This is a genomic window from Lederbergia citri (assembly GCF_018343625.1).
Classification (GTDB): Bacteria; Bacillota; Bacilli; order Bacillales; family Bacillaceae_C; genus Lederbergia; species Lederbergia citri.
Genome location: NZ_JAGYPG010000003.1, coordinates 93,967 through 114,723 on the forward strand (window position 1 = coordinate 93,967; position 20,757 = coordinate 114,723).

At 34.9% G+C, this 20,757-nt stretch carries 24 protein-coding genes and 1 pseudogene; 18 read left to right on the plus strand and 7 right to left on the minus strand.

What is annotated here, in order from left to right; all coding sequences use genetic code 11:
* The first annotated feature begins 304 nt into the window (after positions 1-304).
* The 10 genes from KHA97_RS16580 (at position 305) to KHA97_RS16625 (ending at position 8,959) form a co-directional block, all read left to right on the plus strand.
* Positions 305-901 (plus strand): class I SAM-dependent methyltransferase, encoded by a 597-nt coding sequence (locus KHA97_RS16580; RefSeq protein WP_325167485.1) that lies wholly within the window; start codon positions 305-307, stop codon positions 899-901.
* 104 nt (positions 902-1,005) lie between these two features.
* Positions 1,006-1,695: an MBL fold metallo-hydrolase gene (locus tag KHA97_RS16585; protein ID WP_213125896.1), complete on the plus strand. Its 690-nt coding sequence runs from the start codon at positions 1,006-1,008 to the stop codon at positions 1,693-1,695.
* Between the two features lie 140 nt (positions 1,696-1,835).
* Entirely contained in the window at positions 1,836-2,291 is a 456-nt protein-coding gene (locus KHA97_RS16590) for a MarR family winged helix-turn-helix transcriptional regulator (protein ID WP_213125897.1), read from the plus strand.
* 143 nt (positions 2,292-2,434) lie between these two features.
* The gene (locus KHA97_RS16595; protein ID WP_213125898.1) at positions 2,435-3,373 is read left to right on the plus strand and encodes a ring-cleaving dioxygenase; all 939 of its coding nucleotides are present in this window, start codon (positions 2,435-2,437) and stop codon (positions 3,371-3,373) included.
* A 21-nt stretch (positions 3,374-3,394) separates the two neighbouring features.
* Entirely contained in the window at positions 3,395-4,003 is a 609-nt protein-coding gene (locus KHA97_RS16600) for a flavin reductase family protein (RefSeq protein ID WP_213125899.1), read from the plus strand.
* Positions 4,004-4,050: 47 nt separating this feature from the next.
* Positions 4,051-4,653: an alpha/beta hydrolase gene (locus tag KHA97_RS16605; RefSeq protein ID WP_213125900.1), complete on the plus strand. Its 603-nt coding sequence runs from the start codon at positions 4,051-4,053 to the stop codon at positions 4,651-4,653.
* 429 nt (positions 4,654-5,082) lie between these two features.
* Complete coding sequence (gene wrbA / locus KHA97_RS16610) at positions 5,083-5,694, plus strand: NAD(P)H:quinone oxidoreductase (protein WP_213125901.1); 612 nt, start codon at positions 5,083-5,085, stop codon at positions 5,692-5,694.
* A gap of 60 nt (positions 5,695-5,754) precedes the next feature.
* The gene (locus tag KHA97_RS16615) at positions 5,755-6,540 is read left to right on the plus strand and encodes an SDR family oxidoreductase (RefSeq protein ID WP_213125902.1); all 786 of its coding nucleotides are present in this window, start codon (positions 5,755-5,757) and stop codon (positions 6,538-6,540) included.
* A gap of 322 nt (positions 6,541-6,862) precedes the next feature.
* Positions 6,863-8,035, plus strand: coding sequence for a multidrug efflux MFS transporter NorA (gene norA, locus KHA97_RS16620; RefSeq protein ID WP_213125903.1), 1,173 nt, complete (start codon positions 6,863-6,865; stop codon positions 8,033-8,035).
* 60 nt (positions 8,036-8,095) lie between these two features.
* A complete protein-coding gene (locus tag KHA97_RS16625) occupies positions 8,096-8,959 on the plus strand; it encodes a MerR family transcriptional regulator (RefSeq protein WP_213125904.1) in 864 nt (287 codons plus the stop codon).
* A gap of 93 nt (positions 8,960-9,052) precedes the next feature.
* Here the strand turns inward: KHA97_RS16625 and KHA97_RS16630 are convergent, their stop codons facing one another.
* Entirely contained in the window at positions 9,053-9,634 is a 582-nt protein-coding gene (locus tag KHA97_RS16630; protein ID WP_213125905.1) for an LOG family protein, read from the minus strand.
* A gap of 83 nt (positions 9,635-9,717) precedes the next feature.
* On the opposite strand from KHA97_RS16630, the gene KHA97_RS16635 reads away from it, so the two are divergent.
* The gene (locus KHA97_RS16635; protein WP_213125906.1) at positions 9,718-10,035 is read left to right on the plus strand and encodes a MazG nucleotide pyrophosphohydrolase domain-containing protein; all 318 of its coding nucleotides are present in this window, start codon (positions 9,718-9,720) and stop codon (positions 10,033-10,035) included.
* Between the two features lie 88 nt (positions 10,036-10,123).
* Positions 10,124-10,534 carry a Cif family virulence factor gene (locus KHA97_RS16640; protein WP_213125907.1) on the plus strand — a complete coding sequence of 137 codons (411 nt, stop codon included), beginning with the start codon at positions 10,124-10,126 and terminating at the stop codon, positions 10,532-10,534.
* Between the two features lie 400 nt (positions 10,535-10,934).
* Here KHA97_RS16640 and KHA97_RS16645 read toward each other — a convergent pair whose 3' ends face one another.
* Positions 10,935-11,588 (minus strand): carboxymuconolactone decarboxylase family protein, encoded by a 654-nt coding sequence (locus tag KHA97_RS16645; RefSeq protein ID WP_213125908.1) that lies wholly within the window; start codon positions 11,586-11,588, stop codon positions 10,935-10,937.
* 350 nt (positions 11,589-11,938) lie between these two features.
* On the opposite strand from KHA97_RS16645, the gene KHA97_RS16650 reads away from it, so the two are divergent.
* Positions 11,939-12,391 carry a MarR family winged helix-turn-helix transcriptional regulator gene (locus KHA97_RS16650; protein WP_213126441.1) on the plus strand — a complete coding sequence of 151 codons (453 nt, stop codon included), beginning with the start codon at positions 11,939-11,941 and terminating at the stop codon, positions 12,389-12,391.
* Positions 12,392-12,474: 83 nt separating this feature from the next.
* On the opposite strand, the gene KHA97_RS16655 is transcribed toward KHA97_RS16650, so the two are convergent.
* A complete protein-coding gene (locus KHA97_RS16655) occupies positions 12,475-12,993 on the minus strand; it encodes a CarD family transcriptional regulator (RefSeq protein ID WP_213125909.1) in 519 nt (172 codons plus the stop codon).
* Positions 12,994-13,576: 583 nt separating this feature from the next.
* On the opposite strand from KHA97_RS16655, the gene KHA97_RS16660 reads away from it, so the two are divergent.
* From KHA97_RS16660 to KHA97_RS16670, 3 genes are all read left to right on the plus strand, one after another.
* Positions 13,577-14,980, plus strand: a complete 1,404-nt coding sequence (locus tag KHA97_RS16660) for a glycoside hydrolase family 76 protein (protein WP_233713606.1) — start codon at positions 13,577-13,579, stop codon at positions 14,978-14,980.
* A gap of 240 nt (positions 14,981-15,220) precedes the next feature.
* The gene (locus tag KHA97_RS16665) at positions 15,221-15,415 is read left to right on the plus strand and encodes a hypothetical protein (RefSeq protein ID WP_213125910.1); all 195 of its coding nucleotides are present in this window, start codon (positions 15,221-15,223) and stop codon (positions 15,413-15,415) included.
* A complete protein-coding gene (locus tag KHA97_RS16670; RefSeq protein WP_213126443.1) occupies positions 15,402-16,040 on the plus strand; it encodes an O-methyltransferase in 639 nt (212 codons plus the stop codon). The genes KHA97_RS16665 and KHA97_RS16670 overlap by 14 nt, the downstream gene beginning before the upstream one ends.
* A gap of 383 nt (positions 16,041-16,423) precedes the next feature.
* On the opposite strand, the gene KHA97_RS16675 is transcribed toward KHA97_RS16670, so the two are convergent.
* The 4 genes and pseudogenes from KHA97_RS16675 to KHA97_RS16690 form a co-directional block, all read right to left on the minus strand.
* Positions 16,424-17,263, minus strand: coding sequence for an STAS domain-containing protein (locus KHA97_RS16675; RefSeq protein ID WP_213125911.1), 840 nt, complete (start codon positions 17,261-17,263; stop codon positions 16,424-16,426).
* 30 nt (positions 17,264-17,293) lie between these two features.
* Positions 17,294-18,015: pseudogene (locus tag KHA97_RS16680) on the minus strand (AAA family ATPase).
* A gap of 188 nt (positions 18,016-18,203) precedes the next feature.
* Complete coding sequence (locus tag KHA97_RS16685) at positions 18,204-18,830, minus strand: SdpI family protein (RefSeq protein WP_213125912.1); 627 nt, start codon at positions 18,828-18,830, stop codon at positions 18,204-18,206.
* Between the two features lie 5 nt (positions 18,831-18,835).
* Positions 18,836-19,108, minus strand: a complete 273-nt coding sequence (locus KHA97_RS16690) for an autorepressor SdpR family transcription factor (protein WP_213125913.1) — start codon at positions 19,106-19,108, stop codon at positions 18,836-18,838.
* 217 nt (positions 19,109-19,325) lie between these two features.
* Between KHA97_RS16690 and KHA97_RS16695 the strand changes: the two genes are divergently transcribed.
* Positions 19,326-19,793, plus strand: a complete 468-nt coding sequence (locus tag KHA97_RS16695) for a DinB family protein (RefSeq protein WP_213125914.1) — start codon at positions 19,326-19,328, stop codon at positions 19,791-19,793.
* Between the two features lie 65 nt (positions 19,794-19,858).
* The gene (locus KHA97_RS16700; RefSeq protein ID WP_213125915.1) at positions 19,859-20,752 is read left to right on the plus strand and encodes a PhzF family phenazine biosynthesis isomerase; all 894 of its coding nucleotides are present in this window, start codon (positions 19,859-19,861) and stop codon (positions 20,750-20,752) included.
* The last annotated feature ends 5 nt before the right edge of the window (positions 20,753-20,757 follow it).

The window sequence follows — 20,757 nt, forward strand, 5'->3', positions numbered from 1 at the left end:
CGAGGCCAATAACTGTTATAAAATTACATTGGAATTATTTACGTTTTGTGGAGCAAAAGTGGTGACATTAAAAAGAAGATTATTGTACATTATCGTTGATAAAAGCCAGTTTGCAATTCGATAATTGCAAGCTATTTTTATGTATAAATTATATAAAAAAACAGGTTTTGAAAAATCTATAGAGGAAATAATGTTACAAAACTAAGACCAGTGCTTAGGGTTAGTTCATTAATTTGAAATGGTAGGTTTTGAAGACTTTAAAAAGTTAACAATAAAAAATCACAGGAATCAGAGGGGATTACTAGTGAAAGAGCATTGGCAAGAGCGCTTTTCTTCAAAGGAATATTATTATGGTAAGGAGCCTAACGCTTTTTTATTGGCAATGCAACCGTATATTCCAAAAGGAAACATACTTTGTATCGCTGAAGGAGAAGGGAGAAACTCAGTCTTTCTTGCGAGTAAAGGATATGATGTGACAGCATGGGATTTTGCACCATCGGGGCTTGAGAAAATAAAAAAGCTAGCTGAAGAACGAGAAGTAGAAGTAAAAACCGAGCTACATGATTTGGCTGATGTCAAATGGAAAGAGGAAAAATGGGATGCAATCGTTCATATTTTTGGTCATTTCCCAAAGCCTGTATTTGATCGAACCATAGAGGGGATAAAACAGTCTCTCAAGCCAGGCGGTTTTTATGTAGGTGAATTATATACAAAAGAGCAGTTTCAATACGGAACTGGAGGTCCAGGAAATCCCGAATTTCTTTGTGATCCCAAAACATTATTGGAAAAGTTCGATGGTTATTTTGTAAAACATTTTTATATAGGTGAAGTCGAGAGAATTGAAGGTAGGGGACATACCGGCCTTGCACATGTCGTCCAGAGCGTACTACAAAAAAGGTAAGTATTTTTTCAAACAGCGAGTATGTATTTACAGAGTGTAAGCGTTCAAACAAAAGAATTTAAAAAACATATTTCATAACGTTCGAAGCTTTAAGGGTGGTTATTATGAAGATAGTTGAATTACCGATTGAATTTGAATTTAATGGAGAAAAAAATTACATTTATCCTACCTTAATCGTATTAAATGATGAGCTAACGTTAGTCGATACAGGGTATCCAGGTTTTCTACCTTTGATTGAAAAAGAAATGATAAAGAACGGATATAAAATGAAAAATTTAAAGACTATCATCATTACTCACTATGATGATGATCATATAGGTTCTTTGCATGATTTCAAGAAAAAGTATCCTTGGATTTATATTATAGCTAGTGAAACGGAATCAAAATTCATCAGTGGTGAAATGAAGTCAGAAAGATTGATTCAAGCTGAAAAATTGCTAGAAAGTATGCAAAATGATGAAAAAAAATTTGGTCATTGGTTTATACAGCAATTAAAAAATTTGAGGCATGTTTCAATTGATGAAAAAGTACATGATGGTGATATGATTTTAGATAATAAATGTAGGATTGTTGGAACACCAGGACATACTTCCGGACATATTTCACTATATTTTCTAAGTTTAAAAAGTGTAATTACAGGCGATGCCGCTGTGAATGAAAATCGCAAATTGGTCATTGCCAATCCGCAATTTTGCTTAAATGTTGAGAAAGCAGAACAGTCTTTAAGTAAGATTAAAAATCTTAATGCTGAAACTTACTATTGTTTTCATGGTGGAAAACTGACTTATCATTAGAAGCCGAAGATGGGCTGTTTTCTAAAACCATGTGTATTAATAAATGATTTTAATATCCAATAAAAAATAATGGTTGACAAAAGAAAGCGATTGATTATATAATTGTCTCGAATTCGAGATAATGAAGAGGAATGATAATCATGGACAATCAGAACAAAGATGTACTTGAAGAGGAATTGTCTCTAAAGTTATTTGTTGTTTTGACTCGTGCTTTGGAATCAATAAAAAAGCGTGTTGAAGAAGATATAAAATGTTTGGGACTAAATCCAACTGAATTTGCTGTTCTTGAGTTGATTTACAGTAAAGGTGAGCAACCAATACAAAAAATTGGTGAAAAGGTGTTGCTTGCAAGTAGTAGTATTACGTATGTGGTGGATAAGTTAGAGAAGAAAGACTTATTAAGAAGAAAACCTTGTCCTAAAGATCGCCGTATCACATTCGCAGTAATCACTACAGCTGGAACTGAATTAATGAATGAAGTATTTCCTAAACACAAACAAGCCATTAAAGAGATATGTTCAGGTTTAGATGTTGATGAAAAAAAGGTAATGATTGAACAGTTGAAGAAGTTGGGATATCACGCGCAAGGATTATAATTTTTTTAAATATTTATCTCGGTTTCGTAATATATTAATTAAAATTAATTAGAATCTTGAGTATCGCAAACCTGTAAATGAATTTGCACCCTAAATCAGGGTAAAAATACGTAAAATCATTAATTAAATTGGAGTGAAATTGAATGACTAAAAAAACAAGTGGAATTCATCACATCACGGCAATCGTAGGGCATCCTCAAGAAAACGTAGACTTTTATGCTGGAGTTCTAGGCTTACGTTTAGTGAAGCAAACAGTCAACTTTGACGACCCAGGCACTTATCACCTTTATTTTGGTGATGAAGGTGGTAAACCAGGAACGATCATTACATTTTTCCCATGGGTGGGAGCACGTCAAGGGATTATTGGTGATGGTCAGGTAGGAATTACTTCTTATGTTGTTCCTAAAGGTGCTATGAAATTCTGGGAACAAAGATTAAAGAAGTTTAATGTACCCTTCATCAAGAAAGAACGCTTTGGAGAACAGTTTTTACAATTTGATGACCCACATGGTTTACACTTGGAAATTGTTGAACGAGAAGAAGGGGAAATCAATACATGGACTTTTGGAGGGATAACCCCAGAAGTAGCAATTAAAGGGTTCGGTGGAGCTACTCTCTTTTCTTCCCAGCCAAACAAAACAGCGGAATTGTTAGAAAAGGTAATGGGACTCGAACTCAATGGTAAAGAGGGAGACTTTATCCGTTTCCGTTCATCAGCAGACATAGGAAATATCATTGATCTAAAAGCAACTCCGGCTGGAAGAGGTCAAATGGGCGTTGGAACGGTTCATCATATCGCATGGAGAGCAGTCGATGATAATGACCAACTGGAGTGGCAAAAGTATGTTGCAGCAAATGGTTATGGTGTTACTCCCGTTCAGGATAGAAATTATTTTAATGCAATTTACTTTAGAGAATATGGCGAAATTCTATTTGAAATTGCAACAGATCCTCCTGGATTTGCTCACGACGAATCAAAAGAGACAATGGGAGAACGGTTAATGCTGCCCGAGCAATATGAACAATATAGAGAGCAACTTGAACACAGATTGATACCGATTAAGGTGAGAGAATTAGATTAATGTCATAAAGGAATGATTTCTATGCTTTCTATTGATCCTAATACAAACACGGAAAGAGAAAATTATAAGTTTCTAATTGGAAGCATTATACCAAGACCCATTGCTTTCGTGACTACGTTATCGGAGGATGGCGTTTTAAATGGTGCGCCTTTTAGCTATTTTAATATCGTTTCTTCTAATCCCCCAATGATTTCCTTGTCCATACAGCGTTCAGGAGGGAAACAGAAGGATACGGCTAGGAACATTATTAAGCAAAAAGAATTTGTCGTTCATATTGTTGATGAAGGAAATGTTGAAAAGGTCAATAAAACGGCCGCTAGTCTGCTTCCTCATGAGAGTGAAATTGATTTAGCCCAATTAACAAAAGTTGAAAGTGAGAAAATCTCAGTTCCGGGTGTTAAACAGGCAAAAATTCGCATGGAATGCGTACTCGAGCATTCATTGGTATTGGGAGAAAAAGAACTACCTGGTTGTGATTTGATCATCGGAAAAGTTATTCAATTTCATATTGAGGATGCTATATATGAAAATGGAAGAATTGATCCTAGAGGATTGGCTGCTGTAAGTCGTTTAGCCGGTGCTAATTATGCGAAAATCGGAGAGATTTTTGAGATAGAACGACCTAAATAGAGAAACCTTACCTCATGTTGAGGTTTGTGTTTGGAGGGAGATAAAAAATGAAGCATGTATTCAATAAAGGAAAAAACCCTAATAAACCAACTTTATTACTGCTGCACGGTACTGGTGGCAATGAGTTAGATTTGTTGCCTCTTGCAGAAAGAATTGATGATGAAGCCCCTGTATTAAGTGTTCGAGGGAATGTTTTAGAACACGGTATGCCTCGCTTCTTTAGGAGATTGGCGGAGGGAGTATTCGATGAAGAAGATCTTATATTCCGTACTAAAGAGTTGAATCAGTTCCTTGATGAAGCGGCTCGAGAGAATGGATTTGACCGAGATAACATCATTGCCATTGGTTACTCAAATGGAGCGAATATTGCAGCGAGTTTATTATTTCACTATCAAAATGCTTTAAAGGCTGCCATACTTCACCACCCTATGGTGCCAAGAAGAGGAGTGGAGCTTCCTGATTTGTCCGGAAAATCTGTATTTATTGCAGCTGGTACAAACGATCCGATTTGCTCACCTTCCGAATCATTAGAACTTCAATCGTTGTTAGAAAAGGCAAATGCAAAAGTCGAACTTCATTGGGAAGATAGAGGTCATCAATTGACTGCTCAGGAAGTTGAAGCAGCAAGAAGGTGGTATTTGACTTTATAATTTGGTTGTAAAGAGAAAGTTTGTCTTAATAATATTTCTACTAATATGCAATTTATTTAGTTAGATATGAATATCCTGATAAATTTTTATCCCTTAAGGTGATGCTATTATGCATCATTCAAGCAAATATATTGAAACCGAGATATATTAAATGGTAATATACTAATTGATGGTAAAAATATAAGAAATACTTTATGTAAAACAGAAATGAAATTTCTGTTTTTATAGAAATTCAATATCTTAATCACCTTCAATATCTCGAAAAAGAGAAATACTAATTTGATGTATTGTGATCTTCATGCAATGTGAAAGTTAGTCATTATTAATGGAGGTGGTTTTATAAGGGATATGAAAAAACAAACAAGAGGAAGGGTGTAATATATGGGTTTTATAGATAAATTATTTGGAAAATCGAAGGAGATGGAAAATATGTCAAACGTTAAATTAGCAGTAGTATTTTACAGCATGGGTGGGACAAACTATCAATTAGCCAAATGGGCAGAAGAAGGAGCAAAAGAAGCAGGTGCTGAAGTGAAGGTATTAAAAGTGCAAGAACTAGCACCAGAATCTGTTATCGAGACTAACGAAGGATGGAAAGCAACAGTCGATGCAACAAGAGACGTGCCTGTAGCATCATCAGCTGATCTTGAATGGGCAGATGCTATTATCTTCAGTGTTCCAACACGCTTTGGGAATATGCCGTCACAAATGAAGCAATTCCTTGATATTCAAGGAGGGCTTTGGGCGAATGGTAAGACCGTGAATAAAGTAGTAAGTGCCATGTCTTCTGCCCAAAATCCACATGGTGGTCAAGAAGCTACATTGCTATCCTTATACACTTCTATGATGCACTGGGGCGCTATTATTGTCCCTCCTGGTTATACAGATCCAGTATTGTTTGGAGCTGGAGGAAATCCATATGGAACGAGTGTAACAGTTGGTCAAGATGGAAAAATGATTGAGGACGTTAAAGATGCTGTGAAACATCAAGCTAAACGTACCGTTACAGTTGCGGAATGGGTTAAAAAAGGAAATCAATAAACTAGCAAATTTTCTTATATGAATACACAACTACTTCCAATTAAGGAGAGAAGACACATCATGAGCAATCGTTTCGAAGATAAAGTTGTCATTATTACTGGAGCAGGATCAGGATTAGGACAAGCATCAGCTTTACAGGTAGCAAAAGAAGGTGCAAAACTTTCTTTAGTTGATTTAAACAATGAAGGATTAGAAAAAACAAAGAAATTAATATTAGAATCAGTACCAAATGCTGACCTCTTGTTAATTACAGCAGATGTATCTAAAGAAGAAGATGTTAAAAATTATGTTAAACAAACCGTTGATAAATTTGGCAAAATTGATGGATTCTTTAATAATGCTGGTATTGAAGGTAAACAAAATCTAACGGAAGATTACGGTAGTGATGAGTTTAGTAAAGTAGTTTCAATTAATCTTAATGGTGTATTTTATGGTATGAAATATGTTTTAGAAATAATGAAAAACCAAGGTTTCGGATCTATTGTTAATACTGCATCTGTTGGAGGAATCCGTGGTGTAGGTAATCAATCAGGATATGCAGCAAGTAAGCATGGTGTAGTAGGACTAACTAGAAACTCCGGAATTGAGTACGGACAATTTGGCGTTAGTATTAAAGCAATAGCTCCAGGAGCAATTATGACACCAATGGTTGAAGGATCATTAAAACAAATGAACCCTGATAACTGGGAAGAAGTGGGTAAGCAATTTGTTGAACCTAACCCAATGAAACGCTTTGGTAAACCTGAAGAAGTTGGTTATTTAGTAGCATTCTTACTTTCTGACCAGGCTAACTTTATAAATGCAACTGTCATTCCAATTGACGGTGGGCAATCCTATAAATACTAATAGGCGACATTTATTGATTCGTTTAAATTGGATAGTTATTTTATTAAATACTATCCCAATACGTAATAAAGAATCTATTTTGATTAATTCTTTTCAAAATAGATTCTTTTTTTGTTCAAATAAAGGTTTGAGCAAGATTATTAATCCAGTTTGTAGCAATCAAATAATAGAAAGTGGGAATAACAAATATAGGATGTTGGCACAATATTTTAGTTAAACTTCAGGAATGTGTGGAGCTAGAACAAAGCGATTCAGAATTGACTCTCCTCTAAGGGGAGGGTTTACATTAGGCTGTAGGGTGTTGTAAAAGGAGTAGAACAATATGCAAAAACAAAACAGAACGTTAGCTATCGTTTTAACGAATTTATTCATTGCCTTTTTAGGAATCGGCCTTGTTATTCCAGTTTTGCCTACCATTATGAATGAGTTGCATTTGTCTGGATCTGTAGTTGGGTATATGGTGGCTGCCTTTGCCTTTACGCAGTTAATAGTATCGCCAATTGCTGGTCGTTGGGTTGATCGATTCGGACGTAAGATAATGATTATAATTGGATTAATCATTTTTGGTGTATCAGAGTTGTTATTTGGAATTGGAAAATCGGTAGAAGTTCTTTTCATTTCTCGTATGCTAGGCGGTGTCAGTGCAGCATTCATTATGCCAGCTGTAACAGCCTTTATTGCAGATGTTACGACTATTCAAACACGTTCCAAAGCTCTCGGCTATATGTCGGCAGCTATTTCAACAGGTTTTATTATTGGTCCTGGCATTGGCGGTTTTTTAGCTGGCCTTGGTACCCGTGTACCTTTCTTTTTTGCAGCTGCTCTTGCTTTATTCGCAGCCATTTTATCCATCATTACACTTCATGAACCGGAACGGAAGGTAGAGAATGGAGTAGTAGCGGGCCAAAAAACAGGAATTAAACGTATATTTGCACCGATGTACTTTATTGCCTTTGTGATTATATTCATCACTTCATTTGGCCTAGCAGCCTTTGAATCGTTGTTCTCTTTATTTGCTGATCATAAATTTGGTTTTACTCCGAAGGATATTGCTATCATGATAACAGGCGGAGGTATTTTTGGGGCTGTTTTTCAAGTTGTGTTTTTCGATCGATTTATGAAATGGATAGGGGAAATTCACTTAATTCGTTATAGTCTTATTCTTTCGACCGTACTTGTATTTTTAATCACAATTGTGAGCTCCTACTATACAATTTTACTAGTTACGATAACGGTATTTGTTGGATTCGATTTAATGAGACCGGCTGTGACTACCTATTTATCTAGGATTGCCGAAAACGAGCAAGGATTTGTTGCAGGGATGAATTCGATGTTTACAAGTATTGGTAACGTTATTGGCCCGTTGATCGGTGGGATCTTATTTGATATAGATTTAAACTTCCCTTTTTATTTTGCAACAGTTGTTTTATCCATCGGTATTGGATTAACACTTGCTTGGAAGGAGCCAGCACATCAAACCGCTAAGGTAATGTAAGGAGCATATTCTCTTGCTTAGAGAATATGCTCCATGAACGATACAAGGAAGTGAGAATGGATGGAAGAAAAGCTTTATACAATCGGTGAAGTTTCTAAACTAGCGAATATTTCAATTAAAGCACTCCGTTACTATGATAAAATCGACTTGTTTAAACCCGCATATGTCGACCCTCATACGAACTTTCGCTATTATAGGGACTCACAAATTTATCTTTTAGATTTAATTAAATCTCTCAAATATATTGGTACATCATTAGACGATATTAAAAAAGTACAGGAATTAAAGACAGATGAATTTTTTTCTTTTTTAACTGAACAAGAAAAGATTGTAAGGAAAAAAATAAATAATTTATTAGAAATCGAACAAATCATTGCTAATGCTAAAATGGGAATACAAAGGCAGAAGGAATATCCTATTCTTGGAGAAGTGTTTCTTTCAGAAGAGAAAGAAAGTAATATAATTCAAATAAAAACTAGTGGGAATGGACCAAAAAATACTCTATATGCTTCTTACAGCAAGCTTAGGAGCTTTGCTGCATCAACAGAAGGGTTTAGAAACAGTGGCTATGGCGCCATTTTTCCGTATAAGCCTTATACTCATATTGATGAAGTTACGTATCATTATTTATTTACACCCGTACTTACAAATAGACAGACAGCTTTGCTGCCACAAAACACAGAAATTGCAACTATTCCAAAAGGTACTTATGTTTGTATAAGGTTTAATAGTTTATCGTTTGAAGATTACTTTTTGAACTTACAAAAATTAATTCAGTATGTTGCACGTCATAAATTAAAAGTAATGAGTGATATATACGAAACATTAGTACATATTCATTATTCCCCAAAGCAACAAGAAGAATTTCTAATGGAAATGAGAATTCTGGTTAAGGAAACATTCATAAAAAAGAATTCATTTTGAAAGTTATTTTTCAAAATGAATTCTACTTGATTGCTAAAAAATTCGGTTTCCGCAGCTATTTAACTTGCCTATTTCAAAGTTAGTATATACTTGTTAAATTTGTTTTTCAGTAATATATGTTTTTAAGGTTGGTGGTTCATATGTATTAAATTGATCGAGGAGTCCTTGTGGTTCAACATCTACAAGAGCCATTGAACGATATTTTTCATGTAGAAACTGTTCATCTGTCATATGATTAAATAAAGTAATAAGCGGGTCAAAATAATGATTTATATTTAAAAGTCCACAAGGTTTCTGATGAAGTCCTAACTGAGCCCAAGTGAAAATCTCAAAAAACTCCTCTAATGTACCAGGACCTCCTGGCATAGCTATAAATCCATCTGCCAATTCTGCCATTTTTGCTTTTCTCTCATGCATAGAGTCAACAACAATGAGTTGTGTTAAGTTCTTATGGGATATTTCTCTTTTTTCTAGAAAGCTCGGCATTACACCAATTACGTTTCCTCCCTCTTCTAAAACAGAATCTGCAACTGCTTCCATAACTCCTACGCTTGCACCCCCATATACAAGGGCAATATTTCTTTTCGCCAGTTCTTTGCCAAGCCTTTTTGCACCTTCAATATAGGCTTCTGATACGCCGTTACTTGATCCACAAAATACAGCTATATTTTTCATACTATCCCACCTCTCAAGTATGACATTATCATAAATTTAAATACTTTGTTAAGCTTCAGATATAGAAATGGATGGTGAATAAAATGAATGTATCAGAATTTCAGAATTGGGTTAAAGATTATTATGAAAGCAGGGGTTGGTCTGACTTAGACATATTTGTTCGGATTGGCTTTTTAGCAGAAGAAACCGGCGAAGTTGCCCGTGCAATAAGAGCCCTTGAGATTGGTAGAGATAGACCTGATGAAGTAAGCGGATCTTATGAGGAAAATAAACAGGAGTTAACGGAGGAGTTAGGGGATGTATTAGGTAATTTAATTGTAATTGCAAACAAGTACAATATCCCTTTAGAAGATGTGTTTATGTCACATAAAAAGAAACTATCTGAGCGTTATTCTGAATAAGTTAATTGCTATTTACATATTTATGTCAAAAATGTACTTAATGGGTCAGTAGAGTTAAAGAAGGCGTAGTTATAAAAGGAGGAAAAAAGTGACTATCGAACAGGAAGTATCAAACGAAGTTTATAAAATGATGGACTTACATCAGAAATTTTCAGAGGGACTTTTTGAAGAAATGAATGGTTTATATTCTGATGATTTTCAAGGGTGGCTTTATATGCCTTGGGTTGGAGAAATAGAGCAGTATAATGCAGAAAGTATAAAAGAAGGTAATAGATTAGCAGCGGAGTTTTATAAAGGTAAAGATATTCAATTTATTTTTACTGGACTAAAAATTGTTCCACAGTCTGCTAACCAAGCAACTGTATCGTATGAAATAGTTCATCAAAATAAAGATCAGTTGGTTTTGGTTAGAGCTTTAGCACTTGAGGTTTGGCGTAAAGAAACTGATGGTAATTGGAAAGTTATTCGTTGGCATGAGGAAAAAGGAGAGCAAACTTAAATACTCTGTACAAGCGTTTTTTGCGTTAAAACAAGTGTTAAAGTGGTTATTAAAGATACTGCAAAACCGTATGCTGTTTGCAAATCGATTTGACGTTTTCTCCACGTTAAGTAAGCTACCTAATCACCAATCACTTTTTGATGATATGAAAACATCGATAACGATTACCATACATAAAATGAGGATATCTACATTAAAAGCCAAATTTCTCGCTTAAAACATCGAGGAATTTGGCTTAAGTTATACTTCATAATAGTGCCTGATTTCTCCGTGAAAAATTGGTATCCAAAATTAATAAATATTCAATATTTAATATGCTAACATTTTCTGCATGACATTAAATCATCATCCATAAGGAGGGGAGACTGAGTGAAACAGCGGGGAATCCAGGGTTTTCAGCTTATTCTTGGTAACTCTGAATCATATTGGCCATATGAGCGTATGAAGCACCTGAACGTACTGCTGCAGTGACCATGATGGCTTCGGCTAGCTCTTCGCTGGTTGCACCTTGACGCTCCGCATTTTTTGTATGAACGTCAATACAATATGGGCATTGAGTAGCGTTCGCAACAGCCACAGCAATAATTTCTTTAAATTTAGTAGTTAATTTTCCCGCTTTTGTTGAAGCAGTACTAAATGCTTGATAACCTTTAAAGCCTTCCGGAGCGAACTTACCCAATTGACCTAAATTCTTCAAGTTGGAACGAGAATAGAGTACATCGGATGCTTCTTTATTTTTTGCATTGTGAACATGTGTACTATGAGTGATTGTACCCCCTGCTTCCACCGCAGAAGTTACAAATACAGCTTCTGTTAATTCTTCCAATGTTGCCCCGGCTTTTTTGGCACTTTTTGTATGAGCATCTATACAATAAGGACATTGCGTAACATGAGTAATGGCAACAGCAATAATTTCTTTTTCCTTTTTTGTTAAAGTTCCTTCTTTAAATACAGCAGTATTGAATTCATTAAATTCTTTAAGTTGTTCCGGTGCTAAATCCTTTAATTGTGCTAAAATTTTTACATTTTCCTTTGAATATAGGTTAGCAGACATCTTCAAAACTCCTTTTTAAATTAATGAATATCATATATGTATCATTAATGGTAACACTCCTTCCTTTTTTTTATACAAATAATGCTCATATATAACTTTTGCTTTAGTTGATAAAAATAAGTTTATAGTTGAAGTGAAAGTAAATTGATGATACTTTTGTAATTAAAATGTAGAAATGCAAGAAGGATATAATTGAGTTCATTGGTCACTGGTCTGACTATCACGATAATTATTAAAGCTTCGTGGTTGACGTTGCTGTAGTTTACCTTTTAATGGTTAAACTCTCTATGTAAAGAAGTTCAACCAAATTGGCAATGAAAATCAGATTTTATGTAGTATTGTCGAAGACAATGAATGGAGTGAACGGTTTGACTCCCAATTCTAAATTACAAAACTTAGATCTAATCGATTTATTGAGTGAGCATCACAGCTCTACACGGAAGCTCATGGAAAAAGCTTGGAACGAACATAGTGAGATTTATATTTCGAATTCTGAATGGTACATCATGGCTAGGATTTATAAAAAGCGCCCGACCATTTCGTATGTTACAAAAAACGTCGAAATTTCTCGTCAGGCAATCCATAAGTTTATTAAAAATCTTTCTGCAAAAGGGTTAGTGGAAATTCACAATGTAGAAAACAACAAGAAAGAGAAGTGTATTCAATTAACACCTTTAGGGGAAGAATGCTACGAGAAATACGAGATACTGAAATCCCAGCTGGAGAATAAAATTGCTAACCAAATTGGTGCGGAGCAAGTAAAGACTCTTAAAGATGTATTGAAGCTAGATTGGGGAATTTAAGTGAGAAACGCCTGCATTGTCAATTTGAAATGACATTGCAGGCGTTTTTATCATGTATAGTTGGAGACATAGTATGATATTGTTTAGAAAATTAACCTAATTTCTTTCCCTTTTATCAAGCCTATGACTAATTCTTTTATTTCAGCAACATTTTTATTTAAAGAAATTGCCATTTCTTTAAATAGAATCGATGTTGTATTTGTCAAAAGCTTACGATCTTGTTCGTAAAGCTTATGTCCATTTCGTTCAACTTCTATCTTTTTTCGTATCAGTGTGTTGATCATTCTAGCAATTTCTTTTCGATTTCTTGTATTGACAATATCGGAAAAAAGCTTATGACGTTGGCGCGCTTGTTCCTCCCAAATGGTTCCAGGACTTTTAAAAGATTGAAGAACTTCAATGGCCTCTTCTTTATTGATTAAATCATGCATGAACACTTTTTCTTTATTGATAGGGATACTGATTGTTAGTTGATGGTCATTTTCTATTGGATGCATGACGTAATACTTTCTTTTTTCACCTGATATTGTTTTTTCACAAATGTCATCAATTTTGCAAATCCCATGAGCGGAATAAATAACCAAATCTCCTATAATGTACATTTGATCGTCTCCTACGATGTTTTGTCATCGAATTTAATTATAACACAAAAATAAAATTTTGTCAACCGAGTTGACGTTAGAGCAGTGTAGGCACTGTTTAATAATATGATGGTAAGAACTCAATCCTAAGTAGACTGTGAAAAAGAACACCCATACCTGTAGGAAACGTCCGACTAGAGTTGCTGTAAATCCTTCGATAAATACATACAAAGAAAGTATACCAGTTACTTTTAAAACCGTTATCCTCCTAGAAAAATCTTCCTCAAATTTTTTCTCTAATAGATTCGATACATAGAAAGCTTTTTTGTGCCGACCTTTAAATGAGCACCTAAGCGACCATATGACTTTTTGCCGACTTTTGAATTGAAACAATAGCACTATGTACAGGTATTTGCGTATTAATTACCATTAAAATAGGTAATCTAACAACCCTGTAATTCTTGCCTCAGGACGATAGCGTGTTTATAAATGTAAACGCTATCCAAAAAGGGAGTGGATATACATGGTGTAAATAGTTGATATACGCACCAGTTCAATTAATAAAAGAAATCGTATAGACAACTAAAAATAGGAGGAAGAGATTATGACCAAGAAGATCTTTTCGCTTTCACTTATCTTTTTATTGTTGTTAGGAAGCTCAACCTTTGCAAGTAATAACGAGGAAGATTTCATGAATACTTTCTCAAACGAATGGGAAGATAAAGCTGAACAAGCCCAAATATCCTTATTTGAACATTATTGGAATAACGAGACGAATATGTTCAATAATGCCTACGAGTGTAACAACTGCAACGGTCAATTCCATTACTGGTGGCTGGCTCATGCTTTAGACACACTCATTGATGCATACGAACGTACGAATAATGAAGTCTATCTGGACAGATCAAAAGCTTTGTATGAAAGTATTTTAAAAAGAAACAATGGAGTAATCACTAATCATTTCTATGATGATATGTTATGGATGAGTTTGGCCCTGCTCCGTCTCTATGAACATACAAATGATTCGAAATACGAAGCTGCAGTATCTACTTTGTGGAAAGATATTAAAACAGGGTGGAGTGATCAATTTGGTGGGGGAATTGCTTGGAATAAGTCGCAATTAGACTATAAAAATACTCCATCAAATGCTCCGGCGGTTATATTAGCTTCAAGGCTCTATCAAAAATTCGGAAATCCAGATGACCTAGATTGGGCAATTAAAATTTATAACTGGCAAAAATCTACTTTAGTTGATCCAATAACAGGTTTTGTTTGGGATGGTATTAACCGCACTGGCAATGGAAACATAGATAAGAATTGGGAATTCACCTATAACCAAGGGGTTTATATTGGTGCAGGTGTAGAATTGTATCGAGCAACGAAAAACAGAGGATACCTCGCAGATGCCATGCAGACGGCAGAAACAGGTGTAAAAAGATTAGTAGGAAACAATACAACGAATATATTAAAAGACGAGGGTGGAGGAGACGGAGGGTTATTTAAAGGTATTTTTGTCCGTTATCTAGGTGGATTAGTTAAGGAAGATCCGAATCAAAAAGATATGGCACAGTTTCTAATAAATAATGCTACAAGTGCATGGAACAACAAATTGGCAGAAGATAAAATATTGTTCGGCTCTTCATGGGAAAGAACACCTAGCTTGAACCTCGATCTCAGTATCAATTTAAGTGGAGTGATGCTTATGGAGCAGGCAGCCATCATGGAAAAGCTGCTTGCTGATCCAGTATCGATTTCACTTTTAAATGAGCAATTGAACGGGTATATCGCTGCAAATGATATTAAAGGACCGCTTGTACCTATACTATTAAATTCCGCAAAGCAGGCAAAACATCATTTAGAAATGGATAGAGTAAAGCAAGCGAAGATGCATTTAGAAAAATTTCAAAAGCATTTGCACAATAAAGCCCATCAAAACCACATATCAGAAGAAGCAAAAAATCAATTGATCTCTACTACGGACCTTCTTTTAGAACAATTGGGCGAATGATAGATTAGGTACGACTGAGATTCCACCATTTTTGTGGGAGCTCAGTCGTTTTATTTTTTATACTTTATACGAGAAAGGAAAATGAAACAAAAAATATACAAGGGATTTGTGGCGATAGGCATAAAGAAAAGAGCAATCACATTAGTATGGGTCAAAACCTTTCGCGGGGGCAGAGCCATTGCTTTTTTAGAGATGATGCATCTGAGAAGTATGACTATTAAGAAATAATTAGATGAAATGGTGTTCCAATCAATTCATTCAATTTTAGTTGGTGAACTAAAAGTTCTTGATTTGGTCAACAATGAAATTATGCAATTATTTGAGATTCATGAATGTGAAATAGTGGAAAAGCATAATAATGAAAAGGAAATAATGGATGCTCCTGAGTCTATAGACAATGGAGAGAAAGGGAATGAACCGTATGAAACAGATTAATAGTTATATCGATTCAGTTTTTCATGACCAAGATGATCTTTTGGAGGAAGTCCTTTCGTCTATTAAAGAAAACGGAATGCCTTCTATTTCAGTGTCACCTTCCGCTGGGAAACTATTAACCTTGCTAGTCTCTATTTCCGGGGCTAAAAATGTCCTCGAAATAGGAGCTCTTGGAGGCTACAGTGGTATTTGCCTTGCGAGAGGATTCGGGAAAGAAGGGAAGCTGACTTCGCTTGAGATAGAAGAGAGGTACGCAGAGTTAGCTCATAGTAATTTAACTAAAGCGGGTTTCAGAGATCAAGTAACCTATTTTACAGGGCCTGCTCTAGAGAGCCTTGAAAAGCTTGTTAGAGAAAATAAGCAATTCGATTTTTTCTTCATTGACGCAGACAAAGGAAATTATGAGAACTATTTAAGCTACTGCATTAGATTAGCAAAACCGGGTGCTCTAATCGTAGCGGATAACGTACTTGCAGGGGGAAGTGTAGCAGACCAGTCCGCCAAACATAAAGGCTTTACGGAAATAATGATGAAATTCAATGAAACGGTGGCAAACCATCCTCAATTAGAATCATTGCTTATTCCAATCGGAGATGGGCTTACTATTTCAAAGGTAAGGAAATAAAATGTGACACTAAATAGAAATTGAACAAAATGGAGCCATTAATCCCTATAAATTATTTGGTAGAGATTAGTGGCCCATCTTTCTTTACAATAGTGTCAAACATCCATCATTGCACCGCGCGCGGTGAACCATATACATACGTCTCTAAAAAAGTTTCCCAATAAAATGGTTTCAAAATAACATCGAGTTCTTTTCCGATTTAACGGGATCTAACGGTCTTAAACTATGATTATGAATAATTGAACATGTGGAGGAGCATCAAACTTCTTCGCCATTTTGTCCAATTAATTCACAATCCTCGCCAGTAAATCGCAATCTCTTTTAACAATTTAGACATATGCCTTACGTCGATGTTGTTACATTAAAAATAACTATGTAATTAGTCAATCTTTGAGAGTTTCTTTTAAAGCTCGTTCTAGCGATGAGAAAGTAGGAATTTTATTGAAAGATAGGCCAAGTTGGATTACTGTCTGTGCTATCTCAGGGCGAATTCCGCAAAGCGTTGTTTCTACACCAATCAAGCTCAATGCCTCGTGTAACTGAAAAATTTGTTGGGCAACCATCGTATCCACCATAACTACTCCAGATAAATCAATAAAAAGATAATCTACTTTTTTCTCAACACATTGAGCTAGTGTTTTCTCAAGGATTAATTTAGCCCGTTCCGTATCAATATCTCCAACGATGGGAAGCAAACCTGTATTGTTAGTAATAGAGATTACTGGTGAACTTAATTCATTAATCAGTTGTTTATGGCTCTGTAATCTAGATATAGAGTATCTATCATACTCTTCCAGAAACCAAACTGTGACTTTATCCATCGTATCAATAATTAGTGTATTCCATGAATTTATAACACCTTGCGGATATTCCCCTTCATGTAAAGATATAAAATCTTTTATTAGATTGAGATATTGATTACGGGTTCTATAAAACTCATTTAATATTAAATTTGAAGGCGTTAATAGATGACTTTCATCTTTAGCAATTTTGACGATCCATTCTTCAAAGCTTTTTATATGTACCGATTCTTCTTTAATAAAAATTGGGAAAAAATGAAGATGGAATTCCTTATTTTGCTCTTTTAGAATTCTAATTGCTTCTTGATCGGTAGAAGTATATACCCCTGAGGTGTTTCTTTTATCCAAGCTTTCATACCATTCCTCTGTTAATTGTGATGCTTTGCTAATTAGAAATTCATAAAGTTTTTCATATTTCGGCATTTTTTTCATTCTCTCCCTCAATAATTTTTTTCATGGATTGAGTAAATTATGTAACATTCTTTCTTTATCATCAAAAAACTGTTTCATAATACTGTAATGGTTTTTCTCTTCAGTAAGTTCGATAATCTTAGAATTAGGATATGACATAATGATAGGCGAATGAGTGGCAATGATAAATTGTGAATCTTTACGAACTAATTCATGGATTTGAGCTTACATAGATAGTTGTCTGAGAGGGGATAAGGCTGCTTCAGGTTCATCAAAAGATAAAGGCCATTTCCCCGAAAGCGATTCATAAATGTTGCCCAAAAGGATTCACCATGTGACTGTTCATGAAGCGACAATCCACCATATGAATCAATAATCCGTGAGCCTGATCCAGGTTCACTGTCCATTTCCTCAATGTTGGTTGCTACATTGTAAAAAGTCTCTGCACGGAGGAAGAATCCATCTTTTGGCCTTTGTATCCCTTTTATCAATTTAAGATATTTTTCTAGTGGAGAATGTGACTCATAAGTGGAAAAGTTGAAGTTAAAGGAGCCTCCCTCTGGATTAAACCCGGCAGCAACCGCTTCCAAAATGGTTGATTTTCCCATACTATTTTCGCCCATAAAAAATGTAACATTTGGATGAAAAGATAATTCATCTAGTGTCCTAATACTGGGTAAATGAAAAGGATAGTCATCAAAAGAAGAAATGATATTGTGCTCAAGCCTGACTCCTCTAATATAATGGTTTTCAGTTAATCTCATCACAGTATCCACCTGCAATTCTAGAAATACATACTTATTTCAAATCATAACATAGAACGGTTTTTTATTATCCATTGAAGTGATGTAACTATACAGTTCGAATGCTAAAGTAAAATGAAACTATATTTTTTCCTTTGTTAAAGGACTCTAGTACCTAAAATAAAAAACTCCCACTAAGGGAGTTCAATTCAAATTTTCACGAAAAAGTAATAGGAAGAAAAAACAATAAGTCCTAAGGAAACGAATATAGAAATGAGCACGTAGTATACTTGGATAGCTGCTGGAATAACTGGAACTAATAACATCAATATACCTAAAACGACAAAAACCTTTCCTCCAAATCTATGGGTTTTTCTCCAAACATCTTCATTCGCTAATGTCCATGGTGTACGAATGCCAATAAAGTAATTAGGTTTGAATTTTGGACTTAAGTTCCCAATAAATATGAATAATAATCCAATTAACGCTGGAACTGCATATTTGGAATTGATTATTCCTAAGCTGCTCGCTATATTAGCAATTTGAAATAAGAATAGGAACAATATAATCCCATTTATAATCCAATAATACGTACCTTCGAATCGTTTATAGTTATACTTCTTCGGATCAATTTTAGGCAATAGTAATCCCAAAATATAAAGGCCGAGCATTATCCCCGGAAAAAGAAAGGCGGCGTAAGATTTATTGGTAAAGCTATTTGGAACACCTTTATAGTCCCAATGTATTCCCATTTGTTCTGGTAAATATGGATAAGAAATACAAGTTATTAAAACTACGATTATTAATAAAAATAGGCCAAACCAATGTCTTTTCATTTTATCTAATTCTCCTCATCGTCTTTGTTTAACAAATCCATAAACCAAGTAACAACGTCCTCAAACACACTTGTATTTAAGGAATAAATAACATGTTGCCCTTTTTTTTCTGAATCAACTAAATTTGCTTGTTTTAATAAATTCAAATGGTGTGAAATGCTTGGCTTTGTCATGTTAAATTGATCAGCGATTTCTCCTGCTGACAAATCCTTCTTTTTTAGAAGGTGAAGAATTTTTCTTCTACTTGGATCAGACAAGGCCTTAAAAGCATCATTCATGTCAACCCCTCTTTCCTATAGAAAAACATTTAGTTATTTAGATAATTATCTAAATATATAATAAGCGAATTTTACTAAAAAATCAATGGATTTGTTAAAGGAATAAACTGAGATATTACTCTAATTTCACGAATTGCCTAACTTAAAAGGATAAATTATAACATTTATAGAAGTAAAGTAAAGATTGAACTAAAAAGTAAAAAGAGGTGGACAAAACATGATTCACGGTAAGGATGTTTTAGCCGATCAGTTGTTAGCGAATGCAAATGATCCTAGTTGGTATTTGCCTTTTTCAGAGTCAGTCGAAAACTTGTCTGAAGAAGAAGCGTTTTGGAAGCCTGATGAAGATTGTAATAGTATTGCTGAAATCGTTCAGCATTTGTTGTATTGGAATGAAACTTGGCAAACTAGATATATAAAATCTAATGTAAATGCCGTGCCTTCAATAGAAGATAATAATAAAAGTTTTGTAATCCCAGAAAATAAGAGTTTTATTGATTTAAAAGATGAATTATTAAGGGTTCTTTTAAAGTGGCCAGATTTACTTACAGAAGAAAAAGTTGAAAGTGAAGTGCATGGTTTCCCTGAACCTGCTCAGTGGTGGGCGGTACTTGGAAATGTAGCAACACATAATGCTTATCATATTGGTCAAATCATTTATATTAGGAAACTGCAAAAAAGCTAGAAGGTCGGATTATTCGACGATATTTAAGAATACCATAGGGGAAATATAGAACAGGAGATTTTGACATGCAAACAGTGTACGTAAAACATATTGATGCGTTCAGTTCTATTCCGGGAAAAGGGAATCCAGCTGGGGTTGTGCTGAACGGGGATGATTATAGTGAAGAAGAAATGTTGGCAATAGCTGGGGCAGTAGGATTTAACGAAACATCTTTTATCGTTTCTTCCGATATTGCTGATTTTAGAATCCGTTATTTTACACCGGGACATGAGATGAATTTATGCGGGCATGCAACAATGGGAACGGTGTATGCGTTAAGAATGAATGGTTTATTAAAACAATCCAATATTACAATTGAAACGAAAGCAGGCGTGTTGCCTGTAAAGGTTCATGATGAAAATAACGAACTACTGATTACTATGCAACAAGCAAACCCTCAGTTTCAAACATTCAGTGGTTCTAAGTCCGAATTGGCAGCTTCAATCGGCTTAACAGAAGAAGACCTGCATCCTGATTATCCTATTGTTTATGGCAGCACAGGAATATGGACATTGATTATACCCATTAAAGAATTAGCAAGCTTTCATAAAATGATTCCTGCAACAGCAGAATTTCCGAGTATTTTAAAAGAAATACCAAGAGCTTCTCTACATCCAATCTGTTTAGAAGTACGAGACGAAAGAAATGATATGCATGCTCGTCACTTTTCGTCTCCTTTTTCGGGAACGATTGAAGATGCTGTTACCGGAACAGCTGCAGGTGTGATGGGAGCTTATTATAAAACTTTTATAAACGAAGGTGCTAGGTTGCCAGTAACGTTAATTGTAGAACAAGGTTATGAAATGAATAAAGATGGACGAGTGTATGTGCATGTAAAAGAAGAAGGAAACTTAGATGTTTCTATCTCGGGTACTGCTGTTTATGTGAAGGACATTGAGATTGAAATTGTTAAAAAATAATCGGT